Source organism: Microbacterium sp. W4I20 (genome assembly GCF_030816505.1).
In the GTDB taxonomy this organism is placed as follows: Bacteria; Actinomycetota; Actinomycetes; order Actinomycetales; family Microbacteriaceae; genus Microbacterium.
This window is the reverse complement of sequence record NZ_JAUSYB010000001.1, coordinates 225898-247778: the sequence shown is the minus strand read 5'-3', so window position 1 is coordinate 247778 and position 21881 is coordinate 225898. Positions and strand designations below refer to the sequence as shown.

Below are 21881 nucleotides of genomic sequence, written 5' to 3'. Positions count from 1 at the left end.
TCGGTCCCCCCAGGCTGCGTTCCTGCGGTTCGTGATTCTCAGGCACCGACACTCTTCTCGGTAAGTCCGCCGCCCAGCACATGCGCGTGGACGTGGAACACGGTCTGTCCGGCGTTGGCGCCGGTGTTGAAGATGAGACGGAAGTCGCCGTCGTCCGTGTGCTGCCCCGCGAGCTCGTTCGCAAAGGCGACGATCTCGGCGAGCAGCGACGGATCTGCGGCGGCGACCTCGGTCACGTCGCGGTAGTCGGCGGTCTTGGGCACGACGAGCAGATGCACGGGCGCCTGGGGCGCGATGTCTCGGATCGCGAACAGGCGATCGGTCTCGGCGAGGATCTCCGCAGGGATCTCCCCGTCGAGAATGCGCGTGAAGATCGAGGGTTCCGTCATGGGGTCAAGTCTACCGACCGGCGCGTACACCGGCCGGTGGGGCGGACGAGCGTCACCAGCGTCCGAGTGCTACCGACAGCACGGCGATCGCAGCGGGTCCCGCAGTCGAGGTGCGCAGCACGGTATCGCCGAGCAGGACTCGCTCCGCCTCGGCATCCGTGAGCCGCGCCAGCTCCTCATCGGAGATGCCGCCCTCCGGTCCGACGACGAGCACGATGTCGCGTCCGTCCGGCCGCACCTCGGAGAGACGGACGGATGCCGTGGGGTCGAGCAGCAGCACCCGCTGCGCGTCCGCCCGTTCGGCGAGCTGCCCGGTGGTGACGGGAGCTGCGACCTCGGGCACCCACGCGCGGTGCGCCTGCTTGGCCGCCTCACGGACGATCGACGCCCAGCGCTCGCGTCCCTTCGCGGCCTTCGGTCCCTCCCAGCGCGACACGCTGCGACTCGCCTGCCAGGGGACGATCTCGTCCACGCCGAGCTCGCACGCGGCCTGCACCGCGAGCTCGTCGCGGTCGCCCTTGGCGAGAGCCTGCACGAGGACGATGCGGGGCGTCGGCGCAGGATGCTCCACGCGCTCGGCGACCCGCACGTCGACGCGCGTCGGAGACACCTCCTCGGCGAGCCCGGACAGCCACACGCCGGAGCCGTCGCCGACCGTCACCGCTTCGCCGACGCGGAGACGCCGCACCACGGCCGCATGCTTCGCCTCGGCGCCGGTGAGCGACACCATGTCTCCGACCGCGGCGTCGGTCGAGGACTCGACGAGGAAGTGCAGCGCCACGATCAGTGCGTGCGGAAGCGGTCGCGGAGCTTGGAGAAGAGCCCCTGCTGGAACTGCGCCAACTGGGGGCCCGGAGCCTTCGCCTTCTTGGCGAAGTCCTCGATCAGCGCGCGCTGCGCGGAATCGAGCTTCGTCGGCGTGACGACCTGCACGCCCACGCGCAGGTCTCCGCGCTGCGATCCGCGGAGCGGAGTGATGCCACGGCCCTTGATCGTGAGCACGTCGCCGGACTGCACGCCCGCGCGGATCTCGAGGTCGACCTCGCCGTCCAGTCCCTGGATGGACGTCTCGGTGCCGAGGATCGCATCGGTCATCGACACCTCGAGGGTCGCGAGCAGATCGTCGCCCTCACGGCTGAAGGCCTGGTGCGCGTTCACGGTGACCTCGACGTACAGGTCGCCGTTCGGGCCGCCGGCCCTGCCCACCTCGCCCGAGCCGGGCAGCTGCAGGCGCAGACCGGTCTCGACGCCGGCCGGGATGTCGAGCGACACGGTGCGACGGGAGCGCACGCGTCCCTGACCACCGCAGGTGCCGCACGGGAACGGGATGGTGGTCCCGTAGCCCTCGCAGGTGCCGCATGGCTGAGAGGTCACGACGTTGCCCAGCAGGCTGCGCACCTGGCGCTGCACGTGACCGGACCCGCCGCAGATGTCGCAGGTGACCGGCGAGGTTCCCGGCTGACAGCACGAACCCTGGCAGGTCTCGCAGAGGATCGCGGTGTCGACCTCGATGTCGCGGTGCGCGCCGAAGACGACGTCGCCGAGGTCGAGGGTGACGCGAACCAGCGCGTCCTGGCCGCGCTCACGGCGTGATCGCGGACGACCGCCGCGTCCGGCGCCCTGGGCGGCACCGAAGAACGTCTCGAAGATGTCGCCGAAGCCGCCGAAGCCCTGGAAGTTCCCGGCGGCGCCGTCTCCGCCGCCCATGTCGTACCGCTGCCGCGACTCGTCGTCGCTGAGCACGTCGTACGCGTGGGTGACGAGCTTGAACTTCTCCGCCGCGTCGTCTCCCGGGTTCACATCGGGGTGGAGCTGCCGCGCAAGGCGTCGGTACGCCTTCTTGATCTCATCGGTGGAAGCGTCCCGGGACACCCCGAGAACCTCATAGTGGTCCGCCACAATCGCCTTTCTGGATGTGTCTCTCGTGACCCTCGCCTCAGCGAGCGGCCTCGTCCTCGTCGAGCATCCGCGACAGGTAGCGGGCGACCGCCCGTGCTGCTGCGAGGTTGCTCGGATAGTCCATTCGCGTCGGCCCCATCACGCCGACTCGCGCCATGCCGCTCGGAGCGGCGTAGTTGCTGGCGACGATCGACGCCTCGCCGAGGCCGAACGGCGCGTTCTCCGTGCCGATGCTCGCCGCCAGGCCGTGTTCGTCGGTCACCATCTCGCTCATCAGGCGCAGCAGCGTCACCTGCTCCTCGATCGCCTCCAGCAGCGGGTGGATGCTGCCGCGAAAGTCCTGTTCGCGGCGTGCGAGTGTCGCGGCGCCCGCCATCACGAGTCGCTCCTGGCGGAACTCGCCGAGTTCCTCGACGACCACGGCCGCCAGAGTGCGCAGCGCGGCATCCTGCGGCTGGTGCTCGGTCGTGCTGACCAGGTTCTGCAGACGCTCGTCGGCGTCGCTGACCGCCTGCCCCGTGATCAGGGCCGAGAGCCGTGCACGCAGCAAGGCCACGTCGGTCTCGTCGACATCGACCGGCAGCGGTGTCATCCGCTGGGACACACCGCCCGCATCGGTGACCAGCACGATCAGCATCCGATTCGGGGCGAGCGCCACCAGTTCGATGTGCGTGATGTGCGCCCGCGCGAACGACGGATACTGCGCGAGGGCCACCTGCCCGGTCAGCTGCGTGAGCACGCGCACGGTGCGGATCATCAGATCGTCGAGATCGGCGGGCGCGGTCAGGAAGGACTCGATCGCCGTGCGCTGCGCGACGCTCAGGGGGCGCAGCTGCGCCAGATGGTCGACGAAGACGCGGTATCCCTTGTCGGTGGGCACACGACCCGATGAGGTGTGCGGGGCGGTGATGAGCTCCTCGTCCTCGAGCAGAGCCATGTCGTTGCGGATGGTCGCGGCCGAGACGCCGAAGGAGTATCGATCGACGATCGAACGGCTGCCGACGGGCTCGTGGGTCTCGACGTAGTCCTTCACGATCGCGCGGAGAACCTGGAGTCCTCGCTCTGAGACCATCGCCTTCCCCTTCCGCTGACACTCGGATGCTCGCTGGCACTCTGATGTTCCGAGTGCCAATCTTACCCCGCCAACCCGGGGAAGCCCCGAACACATCGCTCGAGGACGACGCGGAGTGATCTCCCCCCGCGCGGACTCAGTCGGTGAGCTCGCGGACGACGCGGTCGGCCAGCAGCCGTCCGCGGAGCGTCAGCTGGACGCGACCCTTGACAGCCGCAGCGGGATCGACGAGCCCGTCGGCGATGAGCCCGGCGACGCGCTTCCGGTTGGCGGTCGCGACTTCGTCGATCGAGATCCCCTCCCGGATGCGGCTGCGCAGCAGGATCCGTTCGAGGAGCCGCGCCCTCTCATCCGGCCGCTCGGTCCCCGCGGCGGGCGAATCCGATGCCGCGAGCCGCTGTGCGTACGCAGCGGGATGCTTCACGTTCCACCAGCGGAGGCCGGCGACGTGACTGTGCGCCCCGGGGCCGAACCCCCACCAGTCGCTCCCCCGCCAATAGGCCAGGTTGTGCCGCGACCGATTGGCGGCCGACCCTGCGTCGCTCGAGGCGCGCGCCCAGTTGCTGATCTCGTACCAGTCGAAACCTGCGGCCGCGAGGCGCGCATCGGCGAGCTCGTACATGTCGGCCTGCAGGTCCTCGTCGGGTGTCGGCACCTCGCCGCGGCGGATCTGCCGCGCGAGCTTGGTGCCGTCCTCGATGATCAGGGCGTAGGCGGAGATGTGCTCCGAGTCGAGCGCGAGCGCCGCATCGAGCGAACGCTCCCAGTCGGCGAGCGACTCACCCGGTGCCCCGTAGATGAGGTCGACGCTGACCGCCAGGCCTGCGTCCTTCGCGGCCATGACCGCGGTGCGCACGTTCTCCGGCTGGTGGGTGCGATCGAGCGCGGCCAGCACGTGCGGCACCGCCGACTGCATGCCGATCGAGAGGCGTGTCACGCCTGCATCGGCGAGGGTGCGGACCACAGCCGGAGTCACCGTGTCGGGATTGGCCTCGACGGTGACCTCGGCGCCGTTGGCGAGCCCGAAGGCGGATGCGGTGGCGTCCAGCATCCGCGCCAGGTCGCCGGCCGGGAGCAGGGTGGGAGTGCCGCCGCCGAAGAACACGGTGTGGAGGGGACGGAGCGCACCAGCCTCGTCGAGCACCCGCCGTGCGAGGTCGATCTCGGTCAGGAGCGTGGCCGCGTAGTCCTCCTGCTTCGCACCCCGGAGTTCGGTCGACGTGTAGGTGTTGAAGTCGCAGTATCCGCAGCGCACCCGGCAGAAGGGGATGTGCAGGTAGGCCGAGAGCGGGACCGAGAGATCGACCGGAAGGTCTGCCGGCAGCCTGCCGTCGGCGGGCGCGGGGTCGCCGAGCGGGAGGGGACCCGCCATCAGAGCGCTCGCGTCATCAGACGGGCGTCGCGTAGAGCGGGGAGATGGCGCGGAGATAGCGGGCGAAGAGCTCTCGACGGCGGCGCTTCACGAGCGCCGGGATGGTGCGGTAGAGAAGGGAGTTCGGAGCGTCGAACGCGCGGACCGTGAACCACACCTCGTCGTTGTCCTCGCGCCATTCGACGTCGAAGGACTCCTCACCGCTGACGACCGAGCCGCCGACCGTGCCCAGCACGAAGCCGATGCGCCGGGTCTCCTCGGTGACCGAGATGACGCGGAGTTCGGAGTCTGCGCGCATGCCGCCGACGCGCCCCTTGAGGTGCAACGTCATGCCGGCGCCGACGAAAGGCGTGCCCTCCGCGTCGTACCGCGGCTCGACATCGCGCTTGCTCGGCGCAATCGGGTTCCCCTCCGCATCGAAGCTCACGCCTGCGTAGGCGGGGCCCGGAGCGGGTCGCACATCGTCGACGGAAAGCCCAGCGGCACGCTGCGCCGTCCAGGACAGGAGCGCTTCGCCGGCGGTCTGGAACCGCTCGGCTCCACTGCCGATGCGCCAGGATTCCTCTGCGGGAATGCTGCGCTCGGGCGGGTAGTGCATCAGATCGGGCGCGTGGGTCGCACCCACGGCCGCATAGTCCACCGTGTCGTCTCGGAAAGTCCCGCGCCGCATGAGTTCCACCCTACTTCGACTTACCTGGGCGATCACTCTCCGCGCCGCGGGGCGTCACCTTTCACACGCATCACCACGTCCAGATCCGACGCCCTTGGGTCCCTGAGCCTGTCGAAGGGCCGACTGCCCCAGCCCCTGAGCCTGTCAAGGGCCAGCCGGTTATCCACAGCCGCGCCTGGCCGACGTTCGCCGCGCGACGATAAGTCCATGGCGTGGACCTACATTCTCGAATGTATCGACGGAAGCTTCTATACCGGAAGCACGAACGGCGACCTTGACGCCCGCGTCTGGGAGCACAACAAGGATGACCTTCGGGCCGCGAACTTCACGCGCAAACGCCGCCCCGTCACGCTCGCATACGCAGAGCACTTCGAGACGGTGGATGCGGCGTTCCGGCGCGAGAAGCAGATACAGGGCTGGAACCGGAGAAAAAAGGACGCGCCCATCGAGCGGCGCGGGTCGGAGCTACCAGAACTATCGAGATCACGCGTTACTGACGCTTCGACAGGCTCAGCGACCCAACCAAGAGGATCCGACGCCTGACGCTTCGACAGGCTCAGCGACCCAACCAAGAGAGCCGACACCCCTTCGACAGGCTCAGCGGGCCCCGCGCGGGCGAAGCCCTACTTCTTGTCCTTGCCGTCGACGTCGCCGGAGAGCGCGGCGATGAACGCCTCCTGGGGCACCTCGACGCGACCGACCATCTTCATGCGCTTCTTGCCCTCCTTCTGCTTCTCGAGGAGCTTGCGCTTGCGGCTGATGTCACCGCCGTAGCACTTGGCGAGCACATCCTTGCGGAGCGCCCGAATGGTCTCACGCGCGATGATCCTGGCGCCGATGGCGGCCTGGATCGGCACCTCGAAGTTCTGACGAGGGATGAGTTTGCGCAGCCGCTCCGTCATGAGCGTGCCGTAGGCGTAGGCCTTGTCGCGGTGCACGATGGAGCTGAAGGCATCGACCTTCTCGCCCTGCAGGAGGATGTCGACCTTGACGAGGTCGGCCTCCTGCTGCCCCGAGGGCTCGTAGTCGAGCGAGGCGTAGCCCTGGGTCTTCGACTTGAGCTGGTCGAAGAAGTCGAAGACGATCTCGCCGAGCGGCATGTTGTAGCGCAGCTCGACGCGCTCCTCGGAGAAGTACTCCATGCCGAGCAGCGTTCCGCGCCGGGTCTGGCACAGCTCCATGACGGTGCCGACGTAGTCCTTCGGCAGCAGGATCGCCGCCTTGACCATCGGCTCGGACACGGATCCGATCCGGCCGTCCGGGTACTCGCTGGGGTTGGTGACCGTGACCGTCTCGCCGGTGTCCGAGGTGAGCACCTCGTAGATCACGCTGGGCGCGGTGGTGATGAGGTCGAGTCCGAACTCGCGCTCGAGGCGCTCCGTGATGATCTCGAGGTGGAGAAGACCGAGGAATCCGCAGCGGAAGCCGAAGCCGAGCGCGACCGAGGTCTCGGGCTCGTAGGCGAGCGAAGCGTCGGACAGCTTCAGCTTGTCGAGCGCCTCGCGGAGCTCCGCATAGTCGCTGCCGTCGATCGGATAGACGCCGGAGAAGACCATGGGCTTCGGATCGGTGTATCCCGGGAGCGGTCGATCCGAGGGCTTGCGGGCGGTGGTGACCGTGTCACCGACCTTCGACAGGCGCACGTCCTTCACGCCCGTGATGAGGTAGCCGACCTCGCCGACGCCCAGCCCCTGGGAGGGTGTGGGCTCCGGGTTCGAGACGCCCACCTCGAGCGCCTCGTGGTTCGCGCCGGTCGACATCATCTGAATGCGCTCGCGGGGCGCGAAGCTGCCGTCGATCATCCGTACATAGGTGATGACGCCGCGATAGGCGTCGTAGACCGAGTCGAAGATCATGGCGCGCGCCGGGGCATCCGCATCGCCGACGGGTGCGGGAATGTCACGGACGATCCGATCGAGCAGCTCCTCGACGCCCACGCCGGTCTTGCCGGAGACGCGGAGCACGTCCTCGGGCTCGCCGCCGATGAGGGAGGCCAGTTCCTTCGCGTACTTCTCCGGATCTGCAGCCGGCAGGTCGATCTTGTTCAGCACCGGGATGATGTGGAGGTCGTTCTCGAGGGCGAGGTAGAGGTTCGCCAGCGTCTGCGCCTCGATCCCCTGCGCCGCGTCGACGAGGAGGATGGCGCCCTCGCAGGCCGCGAGCGAGCGGGACACCTCATAGGTGAAGTCGACGTGACCGGGGGTGTCGATCATGTTGAGGGCGAGCGTCTCGCCGTCGAGCTGCCACGGCATCCGCACCGCCTGGCTCTTGATCGTGATGCCGCGTTCGCGCTCGATATCCATGCGGTCGAGGTACTGCGCCCTCATGTCGCGATCTGATACGACTCCGGTGATCTGGAGCATGCGGTCGGCGAGAGTCGACTTGCCGTGATCGATGTGGGCGATGATGCAGAAGTTGCGGATCTGCGCAGCCGGTGTCGAGGCAGGCTGAAGAGGTGTGAGAGCGCGAGGTGACATGTCCCGTCGATTCTACGGTGAGGGGTGACCGATCATCGATTCGCGCGGGACGGTGAGGGATGCCTAATGTCGGATTCCGGTATACCGGTGATAGTCTCGCGAAGTTGCCCGGGCCATCTGTGACACTGGATCCCGTGGGCGATAGGACTCCGTCACAACCCGCGTGGCGTGGTCACATCGCGCAGAACGGTAGATGGTGGTTGAATAACTACCCGACTCAGCGTTGCGTCGGCAGATCCCGAGCGCGTCTGAAAAAGAGAAAGAATCATCACCTTGATCAAGTATCTCGTGCGCCGCCTTCTCGGCTGGGTGCTGATGATCGTCGTCGCGACGAACATCACCTACTTCCTCGCGTGGTTGTACCTCGATCCCGCCACCAACTACTTCGGTCGCCGCCCTCCGCTCTCTCAAGAGCAGATCGACGCCCTCCTGGTGCCGCGCAACCTCTCGGCGAGCGTGCCGCTCCTTGAGAGGTGGTGGAACTGGTTCTCCGGCATCATCTTCCGCTGGGACTGGGGCTTGGGCCCGACGGGCGAGTCCGTCAACGAGCAGGTGTCGTACCGGATCTGGGTGAGCGCGGAGCTCGTCCTCGGAGCCACGATCATCACGACCGTCCTCGGCATCGCCCTCGGCGTGTACACGGCCTCGCGCCAGTACAAGCTCGCCGACCGCATCGGCCAGGCCACCAGCATCATCACCCTGAACATCCCCGTCGTCGTCGCAGGCTTCGCACTCGTGCTGCTCGCGATCGGCTTCAACAACGCCGTGGGGGTGAGGGTCTTCTACGTGACAGGCGCGTCGAGCCCGGGGGTGGAGGGGTTCTTCCCTGTTCTCGTCGACGTGCTCCAACATCTGACGTTACCCACGCTGGCGCTGGTCATCACCGGTTACGCGTCCATCCACTTCCTGCAGCGATCGCTGCTGCTCGACAACATCAAGGCCGACTACGTGCGGACCGCCCGCGCGAAGGGTCTGACGAAGCAGCAGGCGATCCGCAAGCACGCGCTGCGCACCTCGCTCATCCCGGTCACGACCCAGGTCGCCTTCACGATCCCGCTGGTCTTCACCGGAGCAGTGCTGACCGAGTCGATCTTCAACTGGAACGGCATGGGCAAGTACTTCATCAGCACCCTGAGCACCAACGACATCCATGGCACGGTCGCCGTCGCGGCGTTCGGTGCCCTCATGACCGCGATCGGCGCCATCCTCGCCGACGTGACGGTCGTCATCCTCGACCCGAGAGTGCGGGTGAACTGATGTCCCTCGAATCCATCGGCGTGTCCCCCGAGGTCGGCGCCCCGCCGAAGAACCGCAAGCGCACCTCGATGAGGGCGCTCTACACCCGGCGCTTCATGCGCAACCGCGGGGCCGTCCTCGGCGTGATCATCCTGGCCGTCCTGGTCCTCTTCGCGATCGTCGGTCCGCTCGTCGCGAATCACAGCCACACCGACCTGGACTTCCTCGCCCTGCGACAGGGTCCTTCCGCGGAGCACTGGTTCGGCACCAACGGCTCGGGCAACGACAACTTCGCCCAGGTCGCCGTAGGCCTGCAGCGCTCGATCCAGATCGCCGTGCTGGTCGCCGTCGGCACGACGGTGGTGTCCGCCATCGTCGGCGCGACAGCCGCGTACTTCCGAGGCACCTACGAGCGGATCATGCTGACCATCATCCACTTCATGATGGTCATCCCCGCCTTCCTGATCCTCGCGATGATCTCCAACGACGCCGGCGGAAACTGGCTCGTCATCTCACTCGTGCTGATCTTCGTCGTCGGCTGGTACATGCCCGCACGGATCATCTGGACGCTGTCGCTCTCGATCCGCGAGCGCGAGTACATCCACGCGGCGCGCTACGCCGGGCTCTCCGGTATGCGGATCGTCATCCGGCACATGCTTCCGAACATCGGTTCGCTGCTCGTGATCAACTTCACGCTCGGCGTCGTCTCGGCGGTGCTCACGGAGACGGCCCTCTCGTTCCTCGGGTTCGGTGTCAAGCTGCCGGACGTGTCCCTCGGCGCGCTCATCGGCTATGGCTCGAGCACTCTTGTCAGCGCGCCCTGGCTGTTCTTCTTCCCCGCTGCCGCTCTGACGCTTCTCACGGTGTCGATGGCTCTGATCGCGGATGGACTGCGCGATGCCCTCGATCCCACCTCGGCGGCTGGAGGTCGCGCATGAGTTCTGTACTCTCGGTCCGAGACCTCACGGTCAGCTTCGCGTCGGAGGCCGGCCGCGTCGATGCCGTTCGCGGCGTGTCGTTCGACCTCGAGGCCGGCAAGACGCTCGGCATCGTCGGCGAATCGGGTTCCGGCAAGTCCGTGACCTCGCTCGCCATCATGGGACTCCTCGACGACAACGCGAAGGTCTCCGGCTCCATCGTCTTCGACGGCCAGGAGCTGCTCGGCAAGTCCGACAAGCAGCTGTCCGTGATCCGCGGAAACGGCATGGCGATGGTCTTCCAGGACCCTCTCACCTCGCTCACCCCCGTGTTCACGATCGGCGACCAGCTCATCGAGGCGCTGACCGTGCACCGCCGACTCTCCAAGAAGGAGGCGTGGGATCGCTCCGTCGACCTGCTGAAGCGCGTCGGCATCCCGGAGCCGGAACGACGGATGAAGGCGTTCCCCCACGAGTTCTCCGGAGGTATGCGTCAGCGTGTCGTGATCGCGATCGCGATGGCCAACGATCCGAAGCTGATCATCGCCGACGAGCCCACCACGGCTCTCGACGTGACGATCCAGGCGCAGATCCTGGAGCTGATGGACAAGGCGCAGACCGAGACCGGCGCCGCGATGATGATCATCACGCACGACATGGGTGTGGTCGCCAAGACCGCCGACGACGTGCTCGTGATGTACGCCGGAAAGCCGGTCGAGCATGCACCCGTGCGTGAGCTCTTCTATCGCACCCGGATGCCGTACTCGATCGGTCTGCTCGGCGCCATCCCGCGCGTCGACAAGCACGAGAAGGTGCCGCTGATCCCGATCAAGGGCAACCCGCCGCTGCTGATCAACCTGCCGGACGCCTGCCCGTTCGCGGCCCGGTGCCCGATCGCCATCCCGGCCTGCACCGAGCGCGAGCCGGAGCTGCTGCCGGTGTCGACGACCGGTCACGAGAGCCACACCGCGGCCTGCATCCGGGCCGACGAGATCGAGGACGGCGGCCTGCTCGGCGGGTTGCCCGTCTTCCCCGTCCCGATCATCCCGGAGAGTGCGCTGACGAAGATCCCGCGCGAGGAGCGCCCGATCACGCTGGAGGCCGTCAACCTCCGCAAGACCTTCCCGCTGATGAAGGGCTCGCTCTTCAAGCGCAAGGTCGGCGAGGTGCAGGCGGTCAAGGGCATCAGCTTCGACATCCGTCAGGGCGAGACGCTGGCGATCGTCGGCGAGTCCGGCAGTGGCAAGACGACCACGCTGCTGCAGATCATGGATCTCGTCGCGCAGGAGGACGGCGACATCCGGATCTCCGGCACGAGCGTCTCGGACATCACGTCGCGTTCGCAGGAGCGTCAGATCCGTCGTGACCTGCAGATCGTGTTCCAGGACCCGATGGGCGCTCTCGACCCCCGCATGACCGTGTGGGACATCATCGCCGAGCCGATGTTCGCCATCGGCATGGGCAAGGACGAGGTCTTCGATCGCGTCGAGGAGCTGATGAGCACGGTCGGCCTCGACCCTGCTCACAGCGACCGATTCCCGACGGCCTTCTCCGGCGGACAGCGTCAGCGCATCGGCATCGCCCGAGCCATCTCGACCAACCCCAAGATCGTGGTGCTGGACGAGCCGGTGTCCGCCCTCGACGTGTCGATCCAGGCGGGTGTCATCAACCTGCTCGACGAGCTCAAGGCGCGTCTCGGTCTCTCCTACCTGTTCGTCGCGCACGACCTCGCCGTGGTCCGGCACATCGCCGACCGGGTCGCCGTCATGTACAAGGGAGCTTTCGTCGAGCACGGCGACGTCGACCAGGTCTTCGACGATCCGCAGCATCCCTACACCAAGGCGCTGCTCTCGGCCATCCCGATTCCCGACCCGGACATCGAGCGCACCCGCGAGCGGATCGTCCTCCCCGTAGAAGGCTTCGACGCGGTGGCGGCCTCCGCCACGTGACCCTCGCCGCAGTGCACAGTCCGATAACGGTTCGGTGCTCAATGCGATCTGCGCGCGAAGGGCGGAGTTATTCTGCCCCTATCCCAAGTAAGGCCGACAGGCACTAAGGAGTACCATGAAACGGCATCAGAAGCTGATGGGCATCGTCGCTATCGGCGGCGCCATCGCACTCGCCATGAGCGGATGTGCAGCAGCAGGCAACGGCGGCGGCGACGACGGCGGTTCCGGTGAAGGACAGACCGTCACCGGCGCCGACTACAACCCGCAGCCGCGCGAGAACCTCGCCGAGGGCGGCGAGCTGCGCATCCCCGTCTCGAACATCGCGGAGCAGCTGAACTACTTCCACGGCGACGGCGACGCACGCGTCACCCAGATCGGAACGTGGTTCCGTCCGCAGGTTCTGCTCATGGACCCCGACGGCACTGTCAAGCCCAACCCGGCGTACCTCGACGACTACTCCTTCGGTGTCGAGGACGGCAAGACCGTCCTCCACTTCAAGGTCAACGAGAAGGCTGTCTGGAACGACGGCACGCCCATCGACGTCACCGCTTTCAAGGCGACGTGGGAAGCCCAGAACGGCGAGAACGAGGCATACGTGCCGAACGCCACCGACGGCTGGAAGGAGATCGAGTCCGTCGAGGCCGGCGAGAACGACCACGATGTCATCGTCACCTTCAAGAGCGAGTTCGCCTGGCCCGAGATGGTCTATTCGCAGCTGCTGCACCCGGCAGTGAACACGCCGGAGCTCTTCAACACCGCCTTCCTCGGAGACTGGCACCCGGAGTGGGGCGCTGGCCCCTACACCGTGTCGGACTACGACAAGACCGGCGGCGTCGTCACGCTGACCCCGAACCCGAAGTGGTGGGGCGAGGCTCCGCTGCTCGACAAGGTCGAGTTCATCCAGATGGAGCCGACCGCTGCGGTCAACGCGCTGCGCAACGACGAGGTCGACATGGCCGAGACCGGCAGCGCCGAACTGCTCGCGCAGGTCGAGGGCCTCGAGGGCGTCAAGACCTACAAGGGTCAGGCGACCGCGAACGCGATCTTCACGCTCAACGCGGCCAACCCGGTCCTCGAGGACCTGAATGTCCGCAAGGCGATCTTCGAGGGCATCAACCTCGAAGAGGTCAAGCAGATCGTCTTCAACGGTCTCGACTACACCGAGGACCCCGCCGGCTCGCTGACGCTGTTCTCCTTCCAGCCTGACTACTTCAACGCTCTGGAGAAGGCCGGCCGCAAGGACGGCGACACCGACGGCGCGAACAAGCTCCTCGATGAGGCCGGCTGGGTCGCAGGCGATGACGGAATCCGCGAGAAGGACGGCCAGCGTCTGTCGCTCGTCTTCCCCGTGCACTCCGACACCGAGACCGCACGCGCGCGTTCGCTCGCCGTGCAGGCTCAGCTGAAGGCGATCGGCGTCGAGGTCGAGGTCGACCAGCGTCCGTCCGCGGACTTCGCCGAGGACTACAACACCCAGAACGGTGACCTGTTCTTCCTCAACTTCACGTCGTCCGACCCGTTCGGTGCCGCCTGGTTCTGCCAGCTGTACTGCTCGGACAGCGGCCTGAACCTGTCGGGCACCGGCACGCCGGAGATCGACAAGATGATCCACGATGAGCTCGAGACGATCTCGGACCCGGTGGAGCAGACGAAGAAGGCCATGGAGATGGAAGCTGACATCTTCTCCAAGACCTGGGGCATCATCCCCGTCCTGAACGGCCCGGAGATCTGGACCGTCAAGGAGGGCCTCGCCAACCTCACGCCCGAGCCCTACGTGGGTCTCGACCTCTTCGGCATCACGCCGGTGGAGAACGTGGGATACGAGAAGTAAATCCCTTGAAGGAAGCGGGGTCGGTGGTTCATCCACCGGCCCCGCTTTCCTTATGCTGAACGCGTGACCGCTCAGATCGTGTTCGTGCACGGCATCCGCACCTCGGCGACGATGTGGCGCTCTCAGCTCGCCTTCCTCGACGAGCAGGGGTACGCGCACACCGCGGTCGACCTGCCGGGGCACGGCTCCCGGATGGACGAGGACTTCTCCCTCCACGAGGCCCTGCACACCATCGACGTCGCAGTGCGCGCCGCGGCCGAGAAGGGACCGGTGCTGCTGGTCGGCCACTCGATGGGCGGGCTGCTCTCGCTCACCTATGCGGGAGGCGCCCAGAAGCCCCCGGTGGCCGGTCTGGTCGCCGCCGCGTGCACCTCACTCCCCCGCGGTGCAGGACTCGCCGCCTACCGGATGCTGTTCCGTGCCGTGGATTCGCTTCCCGACCGCGGCATGTGGATCACCCGCCGCATGCTCGCAGCGACCATTCCCGCCGAGACGCGCTCCGACTTCGCCGCCGGCGGCTACGCCCTCGACACGCAGGATGCCGCTCTCCGCAGTCTCGCCACGCTCGACATCCCGACGGCGGTGAGGCGGATCGAGGTGCCCCTCTGGTTCGTGAACGGCCAGTACGATCAGCTGCGCGTGAACGAACGGCTGTTCCTGCGCCTCGCACCGCACGCAGAGCTGATCGTCGTCCCGCGCACGACGCACCTGGTCACGGCGATGCGGCCGCGAGTCTTCAACGCGGTGCTGCGTCTGGCGATCGCCTCACTGGAGGCGCCGTCTGCGTCATGATCTCGCCGGCTGACGCGCGAATGCCGTGAGCAGACCGCCGACCAGCGACAGCACGGCGGCCGCGACGAACACCAGCCAGAATCCTCCGACGAGGGCGACGAGTGCGGCACCGAGCACCGGACCGATCAGCTGCCCCAGCGCGGCGGTCACGTTGACGATTCCCAGGTCCCGCGCGTGGTCCTGCTCATGTGGCAGCAGATCGGCGGCGAAGGCGAGTCCGACCGTCGAGAACGCTCCGTAGCCGAGACCCATCAGGGCGGCGGCGACCATCGTCATCTCGAATGTGGGCACGAGGGCGATGGCCACGCCCGACGTGGCCTGCACGACGGTCGCGGCGATCGTGAGGGTCCGACGGTTGCCGGTGCGATCCGAGATGATGCCGGTGAGCACGGAGGCGATCACGACGAAGACCGTGTACACGATGATCAGCAGCAGGAGGTTGTCGGTGGCGATGTCGCTCGGCTGTCCGAGCCCGTGCAGCAGGAAGAAGAGAAAGAGCGCGGTTCCGAGGGCGTTGCCCACGTTGGTCACCAGGCGCCCCGCGAGCATCCAGGCGAAGTCGCGGTCGCGCAGTGACGCAAGCAGTCGTCGGCCGGTCGCCGTGGGACGCGTCTCGGCCACCCCGGGAGGGTCTGGGAGCAGTAGAGCGGCTGCCGTGCCCGCGACGGCGATGACGGCCGCGAGCAGCAGGTAGCCGTCGCGGATACCGAGGCCGAAGAGCACCACCAGGCCGACGCCGACGACGATACCCACCGCCTGGCTGGAGCCCACCGCGGCGGAGGCCGCCCCTCGTTGCGTCGACGGCAGTTGGTCGGCGATCAGAGCCGTGAAAGCCGCGGATGCCACGGCCACGCCGACCGAGACGCCGACCCACGCCGCCCCCACCGCCCACGGACCGCTGGTGAAGCCGGTCACGACGAGGCAGACGGCCGTGAGCCACACTCCGCCCAGTGCCCAGGGGCGCCGCCGGTGGCGCCCGACGCCTGCCCGGTCAGACAGCGTTCCCGCCAGAGGCCCGGCGACGATACCCGCCAGACCACCGATGCCGAGCACCAGGCCCGACGACACGACGCCGCGGATCCAGTCATCCTCCGGGGTATCGAGCTGCAGGGGCAGCAGCAGCTGCACGGGAGTGAGTTGCACGGTCCAGATGGCCAACCAGGCCAGCGTGAACAGCGACATCCATCGCGCACCGGCCTTCGTCGATGACGTCATCGTCCCTGCTCCGATCCGGCAGCGGTGGCCCGGCTGCTCGCGATGTGCTCCCGATACCAGTCGTAGGAGGCCTTCGGCGTGCGCTCCCCCGTCTCGAAATCGACATGCACGAGACCGAAGCGCTGCGTGTAGCCGTCGGCCCACTCCCAGTTGTCGAGGAGAGACCAGACCGTGTACTCCTCGACGGGCACACCCGCCTCGATCGCCTCCGCCACGGCCGCGATGTGGCCGGTGAGGTAGTCGATCCGCGCGGTATCCTCCACCCGGCCGGCGCGCTCCGGTTCGGGGAACGACGCGCCGTTCTCCCCGATGATCACGGGTGGGAGCTCGGGATGCCGCGCGTGCAGATCGATGAGGAGATCGCGCAGTGCGGAGGGCACGATCGGCCACTCCGGCCCGAAGCCTGTCACGGGGGCGCCCGGTGTCGGCACGATGTCGAAGGGGATCGGGCCGACGGGGTCTGCGGCGGTGACCGTCGTCGGGTTGTAGAAGTTGATGCCGTAGAAGTCGATGGAGCCGGCGATGGCTGCGAGGTCGCCGTCCTGCACGGGCATCGGCGGGAGTCCCAGGGCCTCCAGATCGGGATAGCGGCCGGCGAGCAGCGGCTCGCTGAAGAGGCGGTTGTGCAGGACGTCGTAGAGCGCGGCGGCCTGATGATCGTCGGCCGTGTCGCGCAAGGGCATCACCCAGGTGTGGTTGTTGACGAGCCCCACCTGCGCGGCACCTCGGTCGCGGAGCGCCTCGGCCGCTCGGGCATGGGCGAGCAGCTGGTGATGCACGGTCGGGAGGGCATCGAAGAGGAGCTGTTTCCCCGGGGCGAGAGCACCGACGGCGTAACCCTGCAGCGTCATCATCGCAGGCTCGTTCAGGGTGTACCAGTGCGCGACGCGGTCTCCGAGGCGGTCGGCAACGATCTCCGCATAGTCGGCGAAGTGGTGGACGGTGTCCCTGCTCAGCCATCCGCCCGCTGCCTCGACCGAACTCGGCATCTCCCAATGGAAGAGTGTCGGGAACGGCGTCACTCCGGCGTCGAGAAGCCGGTCGACGAACCCCGAGTAGTGGTCCAGGGCGGCGACGTTGCCGCGCCCTGCGCCGTCGGGTTGCACGCGCGCCCAGGGGATCGAGAAGCGGTAGCGGTCGAGGCCGAGGCCTGCGGCGAGGGCAACGTCCACCCCCGGATGCCGGTAACTGTCACACGCCGGATCCGCGGTCGACCCGTCGACGATCGCGTCCGGCGTTTCCAGGAAGTCGTCCCAGATGGAGCGGCCCCCTCCGTCCGCCTGCCGTGACCCCTCGATCTGGAAGGCGGAAGTCGCGGCCGACCAGCGGAACCCCGCAGGCATGCGCGGATGAACGGGGTCGAAGGTCATGAGACTCCTTGACGTCGATGTCGGGATAGTGATGATTCTGCACCCGGTGCCAGCCCATCCGCGACCGAGTATCCTCTTCCCGGCGCCGTTTCGCGCGAACGGGTGGTCTGCTGGTAGACTCGACTCTTGGCTTGCGTGTGGGTTCTTCCCTCACGACCGCTGTGCAGCAGCCCTCTTCTGCTGCCGGCATTCCTCATATTCCTGTATAGAAAGCGTCCACACGTGGCAAACATCAAGTCGCAGATCAAGCGCAACAAGACCAACGCGAAGGCGAACGAGCGCAACAAGGCCGTGAAGAGCGAGCTCAAGACGCTCATCCGCTCGACGAAGGCAGCCGTTGCCGCCGGAGACAAGGCAGCCGCTGAGGCGACCTTCAAGAAGGCCGCCGTCAAGCTCGACAAGGCCGTCAGCAAGGGCGTTCTGCACAAGAACCAGGCGTCGAACCGCAAGTCGGCCATCGCCAAGCAGGTCGCCTCGCTCTGAGCGAAGACCGCCGCTCGTCGAGCAGCTTCTGAATCAGCCCGCCTCCTCGAGGCGGGCTTTTTCGTTGCCCTCTTTCGCGGGGTCCTCTCCCGGGGCTCCGCGGGTGAGCGTCGCCTATGCGCCGAACGGCTCCCGCGTCGCGATGACCGTGACCATGCGCTCGAGCGCGAAGATCGGATCGCGGGCGGCGCCCTTGACCTCGGCATCGGCCCGCGCCGTCGCCTGGATCGCCATACCGAGCGACCGCTCGTTCCAGCCTGCGAGATCGCGGCGAGCTCGATCGACCTGCCAGTCCTTCATGCCCAGGCGCTGGGCGAGCTGACGGCTGGGTTCGCGGTTGCCGGCGACGCGAGCCATGGTGCGGAGCTTCATCGCGAACGCGGCGACCATCGGTACCGGGTCTGCTCCGGATGAGAGGGCGTGCCGCAGCGCGATCAGCGCTTCGCTGTAGCGCCCGGCGATGGCCGTATCGGCGACCACGAATGCCGAGACCTCGACGCGCCCGCCGTAGTACTTGGTGATGATCTCTTCGGAGATGTCGCCCTCGACGTCGCCGATCAGCTGCTGGCAGGCGGCGGCCAGCTCGGTGAGGTCATCGGCGAACGCGGAGACGAGGGCGCGCAGGGCCGGCGGGGCGATGCGCTTCTTGGCCGCCCGGAACTCCCCCGCCGCGAAGTCGACGCGGTCGCCGTCGCGCTTGATGGCGGGAACGGCGATCTCGATGCCGCCGCCGGTTCCGGCACGCAGAGCGTCGAGCAGCTTCTTTCCCCGCACACTCGCTCCGGTGTGCCGCAGCACGACAGTCGCGCCCTCCTGAGGGTGTTCGAGGTAGGACAGCGCTTCCTGGATGAACGCATCGGTGCACTTCTCCACGCCCGACACGCGCACCAGCCGCGGCTCTCCGAAGAGCGACGGCGAGGTGACTGACAGCAGGGTGCCCGGGGCGTAATCGTCGGCGCGGACGTCACTGACCTCGAGCGCCGGGTCTTCTGCACGGAGGTAGTCGCGTACGCCGGCGATCGCGCGTTCGGCGCAGATCTCCTCGGGGCCGGCGACGAGCACCAGCGGAGCGGGATGGGGATCGCGCCACGACACCTGGGGGATCTTCCCCGCCTTCGCGCCGCCACGGGAGGGGGGACGCGAAGCTGCCATGGCTCCAGACTACCGGGGGCGTGCGACACCAGGACGGTCACGGGCTCTCGTCGGTCCACACCTGCAGTTCTCCCTCGCGGATGCCGAGCAGGACCCGCCCGTGCTGATCGGTCCGGAGGTTGTGAGCGCCGGTCGTGGTCAGGAGATCGAGCGTCTCATCACGCGGGTGTCCGTAGTCGTTGTCGGCGCCGGCGCTGAACAGCGCGACGGTCGGATCGAGGGCTTCGTACAGCGCAGGATCCTGATCGGCGCTGCCATGGTGAGCAACCTTGACCACCGCGTAGTCGCTGAGTGGAGTGCTGCGGGCCAGCACGCGCTGCGGGGCCGCGGAGAGGTCGCCGAGGAAGAGCGAACGCGGCACCCCGCCCCCGTCGAACTCCATCACCACACTGGCGTCGTTGCCCGAAGGGAAGGCCGCCGAACTCCGGAGCGGCCAGAGCACCCGCCAGGCCGCGCCACCGAGAGAGCCGCGCTGCCCGGCGAACACCTGGGTGAGGCGTGCACCGCCGTCTCGCAGATCGCTCAAGAGCCGCTCATCGGCCTGCTCCGCCGTCGGTCCGTGCACCACGGCGTCGACCTTCCCCTGCACCGCGGCGGCGCCGCCGACATGGTCGAGGTCGAAGTGCGAGAGGACGAGCAGATCGATGCGATCAACGCCGAGGCTCGTCAGGCACTCCGCCAGCGCGTCGGGGTCGGGGCCGGTGTCGATCAGCGCCACCTTCCCGGCGGAGCGCACCACCAGGGCGTCCCCCTGGCCGATGTCGCAGGCAGCGATCGACCACTCATCCGGTGTCGTGGCTGTGGCCAGCGGACCGGTCAGGAGCATACGCGCAGCCGCCAGCGAGATCACGACGACGAGGACGCTCGCGGCGCTGGGTCGCAGCAGCCTCGCCCAACGCCGAGTTCCCGGCATCTGCGTCGTGTGCGGGCGGAGCAGAACCACCGTGATCGACGCGCTGACGAGAGCGACGAGTGCGGCGCTCCCTATCCCGGCCGGGAGGAGCAGCTCTGCCGCGGGCAGCTGTGCGGTGGTGGTTGCGGTCGTCGCGATCCAGGCGGCCGGAAGCCATGCGGAGGCGGTCAAGAGGTCGGCCAGCGGTGGAATGGGCGCGGCGAGGCAGCCGAGCAGTCCGATCACGGTCGCGATCGGCGCGGCCGGCGCAGCGATCAGGTTCGCGGCGATGCCGACCAGGGACTGCTGCTCGGCGAACAGGGCGATGATGGGGCCGCAGGCGAGCTGAGCGGCCAGCGGCACGGCGACCGCGAGAGCGACCGGCTGCGGCATCCATCGTGCCATTCCTCGGCTCAGCGGCGGCGCCAGCAGGATCAGGGCACCGGACGCCATCACGGAGAGCGCGAACCCCGGAGTCGCCGCGAGCCACGGATCCGCGATCAGGATCGCCACGGCGCACAGCGCCAGCATCCCCGCACCGGCGCTCGGTCGCCCGAGCGGCACCGTGAGCATTGCCACCCCGGCCATCACCCCGGCCCGGATCACGCTCGGCTCCGGCGTGACCAGGATCACGAAGCCGGTGAGCGCCGACGCAGCGAGTACGACGCGCAGCATCCGCCCTCCGCCGCACAAGGCAGTCATCCAGAACACGGCTCCGACCACGATCGCGCAGTTCGCTCCGCTGACGGCGGTGAGGTGACTCAGGCCGCTGGTGCGCATGTCATCGTTCAGCTCGGAGGTGACGGCGCGGGTGTCGCCCACGGCGAGTCCGGGGAGCAGGCCTGCTCCCGGCTCGGGCAGCCGCGTCGATCGATCGATGAACGCCTGTCGAGCGCCGGCGGCGATGCCGAAGAGACCCTCGGCCGGACGCACGACCTCCGCCTCCGTCGCGAACACGATCAGGGCCGATCGCTCCCCCGGGTCCGTCGCCATCGCCTGCCCGACGACCCGCACGCCGGCGCCGAGGTCGAACCCATCGCCCGGGTCGACACCGATCCGCACCGGCACAGCTATCGCGACAGGATCGCCGCGGATGCCGATGCCCCGCGTCTGCGCCTCGAACCAGAGCCGCCCATCCCGTCCGAGCGATGCCGACGAGGTGACGTCCGCGGTCACCTCCACCACGCGTCCCGACCACCCCGCGGCCTGTTCCCGCGACGGCGTCGCCAGCCCGGCGGTGACCGCAGCGGCTGCCATCACGGCGAAGAGCAGCAGGACGAGCCCGCCGCCTCCACGGGGATGTCGACCGCGGGATCGACGGGAGAGAACGAACGCCATGAGCGCGCCGATCGCACAGGCGGCCGCCATCCAGGCGGACCAGCCCGGAAGGAACACGCATAACAGCGCGGAGCCCCATACACCGACAGCGAGGGGCAGCAGTCGGAGGTCGCGACGCTTCACACCGGACTCCGGCCCATCCGATGGGAACGATCGTCACACGCGCGCACCGTCTCGGATCCCCTCCAGCAGCTTCTCGCCAATACCCGGCACGGCGAGTAGGTCATCGACCGACTGGAACCGTCCGTTCTCCTCGCGCCAGGCGATGATGCGCTCGGCCAACGCCGGACCGATGCGCGGGAGGGCCTCCAGGGCCGCCTGATCGGCCGAGTTCAGGTCGACGCGGTCGTCGCCGGGCGGCGCGGCTCCCGGCGCGTCAGCCGGCGCCCCACGCGTCGGCACGAGTATCTGCTCTCCATCGGCGAGGACGCGCGCGAGGTTGACGGCCGCCAGGTCTGCATCATCCGTCGTGCCGCCGGCGGCTGCCACCGCGTCGACCAGGCGCGCATCGAGTTCGAGCACGTACAGCCCGGGCCGCTCCACTGCACCGAGCACATGCACGTAGAGCTCACCGGAAGGCCCGGATGTCGCGGCGGCACCCGACAGCGGCAGCGATTCAGTCGGAGCCGCCTGGCCGCGCAGGATGCCGAGACCGACGGCGGCGGAGAGCACCACCAGGGCCAACGCGATCGCGGCGCCGATGCTCAACTTCATCCGTCGGCGCGGAGCAGGAGGAGCGGGCGGAGACTGCGGTGCGGCCATGCCGTCACGCTAGACGCGCGGCTCTCCTCTCCCAGCGCGCGAAGACGCCGACCGGGGACAACCCC

Annotated in this window: 19 protein-coding genes; 7 read left to right on the top strand and 12 right to left on the bottom strand. The window is 68.1% G+C overall.

Going from position 1 to position 21881, the window contains the following annotated elements; all coding sequences use genetic code 11:
• Positions 1 to 38: 38 nt before the first annotated feature.
• The 6 genes from QFZ21_RS01170 to QFZ21_RS01145 all read right to left on the bottom strand — a co-directional run bounded on the left by QFZ21_RS01170 (position 39) and on the right by QFZ21_RS01145 (position 5402).
• Positions 39 to 389, bottom strand: a complete 351-nt coding sequence (locus QFZ21_RS01170; RefSeq protein ID WP_307373558.1) for an HIT domain-containing protein — start codon at positions 387 to 389, stop codon at positions 39 to 41.
• 52 nt (positions 390 to 441) lie between these two features.
• Positions 442 to 1170, bottom strand: coding sequence for a 16S rRNA (uracil(1498)-N(3))-methyltransferase (locus tag QFZ21_RS01165; RefSeq protein ID WP_307373556.1), 729 nt, complete (start codon positions 1168 to 1170; stop codon positions 442 to 444).
• 2 nt (positions 1171 to 1172) lie between these two features.
• Positions 1173 to 2288: a molecular chaperone DnaJ gene (gene dnaJ, locus QFZ21_RS01160; protein WP_307373555.1), complete on the bottom strand. Its 1116-nt coding sequence runs from the start codon at positions 2286 to 2288 to the stop codon at positions 1173 to 1175.
• A gap of 37 nt (positions 2289 to 2325) precedes the next feature.
• Positions 2326 to 3360 carry a heat-inducible transcriptional repressor HrcA gene (hrcA, locus tag QFZ21_RS01155; RefSeq protein ID WP_307373552.1) on the bottom strand — a complete coding sequence of 345 codons (1035 nt, stop codon included), beginning with the start codon at positions 3358 to 3360 and terminating at the stop codon, positions 2326 to 2328.
• 136 nt (positions 3361 to 3496) lie between these two features.
• Positions 3497 to 4732 carry a radical SAM family heme chaperone HemW gene (gene hemW / locus QFZ21_RS01150; protein WP_307373550.1) on the bottom strand — a complete coding sequence of 412 codons (1236 nt, stop codon included), beginning with the start codon at positions 4730 to 4732 and terminating at the stop codon, positions 3497 to 3499.
• Between the two features lie 16 nt (positions 4733 to 4748).
• Positions 4749 to 5402, bottom strand: a complete 654-nt coding sequence (locus QFZ21_RS01145; protein ID WP_307373547.1) for a DUF1990 family protein — start codon at positions 5400 to 5402, stop codon at positions 4749 to 4751.
• Between the two features lie 207 nt (positions 5403 to 5609).
• On the opposite strand from QFZ21_RS01145, the gene QFZ21_RS01140 reads away from it, so the two are divergent.
• On the top strand, positions 5610 to 5945 hold the full coding sequence (locus QFZ21_RS01140; RefSeq protein ID WP_307373544.1) for a GIY-YIG nuclease family protein: 336 nt from the start codon (positions 5610 to 5612) through the stop codon (positions 5943 to 5945).
• Positions 5946 to 6025: 80 nt separating this feature from the next.
• On the opposite strand, the gene lepA is transcribed toward QFZ21_RS01140, so the two are convergent.
• On the bottom strand, positions 6026 to 7879 hold the full coding sequence (lepA, locus tag QFZ21_RS01135; protein ID WP_307373542.1) for a translation elongation factor 4: 1854 nt from the start codon (positions 7877 to 7879) through the stop codon (positions 6026 to 6028).
• Positions 7880 to 8152: 273 nt separating this feature from the next.
• Between lepA and QFZ21_RS01130 the strand changes: the two genes are divergently transcribed.
• The 5 genes from QFZ21_RS01130 to QFZ21_RS01110 all read left to right on the top strand — a co-directional run bounded on the left by QFZ21_RS01130 (position 8153) and on the right by QFZ21_RS01110 (position 14604).
• Complete coding sequence (locus QFZ21_RS01130; protein WP_307373539.1) at positions 8153 to 9136, top strand: ABC transporter permease; 984 nt, start codon at positions 8153 to 8155, stop codon at positions 9134 to 9136.
• Positions 9136 to 10053 (top strand): ABC transporter permease, encoded by a 918-nt coding sequence (locus tag QFZ21_RS01125; RefSeq protein WP_307373537.1) that lies wholly within the window; start codon positions 9136 to 9138, stop codon positions 10051 to 10053. The genes QFZ21_RS01130 and QFZ21_RS01125 overlap by 1 nt, the downstream gene beginning before the upstream one ends.
• Positions 10050 to 11981: an ABC transporter ATP-binding protein gene (locus QFZ21_RS01120; RefSeq protein ID WP_307373535.1), complete on the top strand. Its 1932-nt coding sequence runs from the start codon at positions 10050 to 10052 to the stop codon at positions 11979 to 11981. The genes QFZ21_RS01125 and QFZ21_RS01120 overlap by 4 nt, the downstream gene beginning before the upstream one ends.
• A 115-nt stretch (positions 11982 to 12096) precedes the next feature.
• Positions 12097 to 13812: an ABC transporter family substrate-binding protein gene (locus QFZ21_RS01115; protein WP_307373534.1), complete on the top strand. Its 1716-nt coding sequence runs from the start codon at positions 12097 to 12099 to the stop codon at positions 13810 to 13812.
• A 63-nt stretch (positions 13813 to 13875) separates the two neighbouring features.
• The gene (locus tag QFZ21_RS01110; protein WP_307373533.1) at positions 13876 to 14604 is read left to right on the top strand and encodes an alpha/beta fold hydrolase; all 729 of its coding nucleotides are present in this window, start codon (positions 13876 to 13878) and stop codon (positions 14602 to 14604) included.
• On the opposite strand, the gene QFZ21_RS01105 is transcribed toward QFZ21_RS01110, so the two are convergent.
• Positions 14599 to 15819, bottom strand: coding sequence for an MFS transporter (locus QFZ21_RS01105; protein ID WP_307373532.1), 1221 nt, complete (start codon positions 15817 to 15819; stop codon positions 14599 to 14601). The two genes, QFZ21_RS01110 and QFZ21_RS01105, sit on opposite strands and share 6 nt — an antisense overlap.
• Entirely contained in the window at positions 15816 to 17189 is a 1374-nt protein-coding gene (locus QFZ21_RS01100) for a GH1 family beta-glucosidase (RefSeq protein WP_307373530.1), read from the bottom strand. The genes QFZ21_RS01105 and QFZ21_RS01100 overlap by 4 nt, the downstream gene beginning before the upstream one ends.
• 222 nt (positions 17190 to 17411) lie before the next feature.
• Here QFZ21_RS01100 and rpsT point away from each other — a divergent pair, with 222 nt between their 5' ends.
• Complete coding sequence (gene rpsT / locus QFZ21_RS01095) at positions 17412 to 17672, top strand: 30S ribosomal protein S20 (protein ID WP_307373528.1); 261 nt, start codon at positions 17412 to 17414, stop codon at positions 17670 to 17672.
• 114 nt (positions 17673 to 17786) lie between these two features.
• Here the strand turns inward: rpsT and holA are convergent, their stop codons facing one another.
• The 3 genes from holA to QFZ21_RS01080 are packed head-to-tail and all read right to left on the bottom strand — an operon-like array spanning position 17787 to position 21816.
• The gene (holA, locus tag QFZ21_RS01090) at positions 17787 to 18824 is read right to left on the bottom strand and encodes a DNA polymerase III subunit delta (protein WP_307373525.1); all 1038 of its coding nucleotides are present in this window, start codon (positions 18822 to 18824) and stop codon (positions 17787 to 17789) included.
• Between the two features lie 37 nt (positions 18825 to 18861).
• Positions 18862 to 21177, bottom strand: coding sequence for a ComEC/Rec2 family competence protein (locus tag QFZ21_RS01085; RefSeq protein ID WP_307373523.1), 2316 nt, complete (start codon positions 21175 to 21177; stop codon positions 18862 to 18864).
• A gap of 33 nt (positions 21178 to 21210) precedes the next feature.
• On the bottom strand, positions 21211 to 21816 hold the full coding sequence (locus tag QFZ21_RS01080) for a ComEA family DNA-binding protein (RefSeq protein WP_307373521.1): 606 nt from the start codon (positions 21814 to 21816) through the stop codon (positions 21211 to 21213).
• Positions 21817 to 21881 lie beyond the last annotated feature (65 nt).

Coding starts and splice junctions, on each gene's coding strand:
- QFZ21_RS01170 (WP_307373558.1), bottom strand. CDS start 389: ATGACGGAACCCTCGATCTTCACGCGCATTCTCGACGGGGAGATCCCT.
- hrcA (WP_307373552.1), bottom strand. CDS start 3,360: ATGGTCTCAGAGCGAGGACTCCAGGTTCTCCGCGCGATCGTGAAGGAC.
- hemW (WP_307373550.1), bottom strand. CDS start 4,732: ATGGCGGGTCCCCTCCCGCTCGGCGACCCCGCGCCCGCCGACGGCAGG.
- QFZ21_RS01145 (WP_307373547.1), bottom strand. CDS start 5,402: ATGCGGCGCGGGACTTTCCGAGACGACACGGTGGACTATGCGGCCGTG.
- QFZ21_RS01140 (WP_307373544.1), top strand. CDS start 5,610: ATGGCGTGGACCTACATTCTCGAATGTATCGACGGAAGCTTCTATACC.
- lepA (WP_307373542.1), bottom strand. CDS start 7,879: ATGTCACCTCGCGCTCTCACACCTCTTCAGCCTGCCTCGACACCGGCT.
- QFZ21_RS01125 (WP_307373537.1), top strand. CDS start 9,136: ATGTCCCTCGAATCCATCGGCGTGTCCCCCGAGGTCGGCGCCCCGCCG.
- QFZ21_RS01120 (WP_307373535.1), top strand. CDS start 10,050: ATGAGTTCTGTACTCTCGGTCCGAGACCTCACGGTCAGCTTCGCGTCG.
- QFZ21_RS01115 (WP_307373534.1), top strand. CDS start 12,097: ATGAAACGGCATCAGAAGCTGATGGGCATCGTCGCTATCGGCGGCGCC.
- QFZ21_RS01105 (WP_307373532.1), bottom strand. CDS start 15,819: ATGACGTCATCGACGAAGGCCGGTGCGCGATGGATGTCGCTGTTCACG.
- QFZ21_RS01100 (WP_307373530.1), bottom strand. CDS start 17,189: ATGACCTTCGACCCCGTTCATCCGCGCATGCCTGCGGGGTTCCGCTGG.
- holA (WP_307373525.1), bottom strand. CDS start 18,824: ATGGCAGCTTCGCGTCCCCCCTCCCGTGGCGGCGCGAAGGCGGGGAAG.
- QFZ21_RS01080 (WP_307373521.1), bottom strand. CDS start 21,816: ATGGCCGCACCGCAGTCTCCGCCCGCTCCTCCTGCTCCGCGCCGACGG.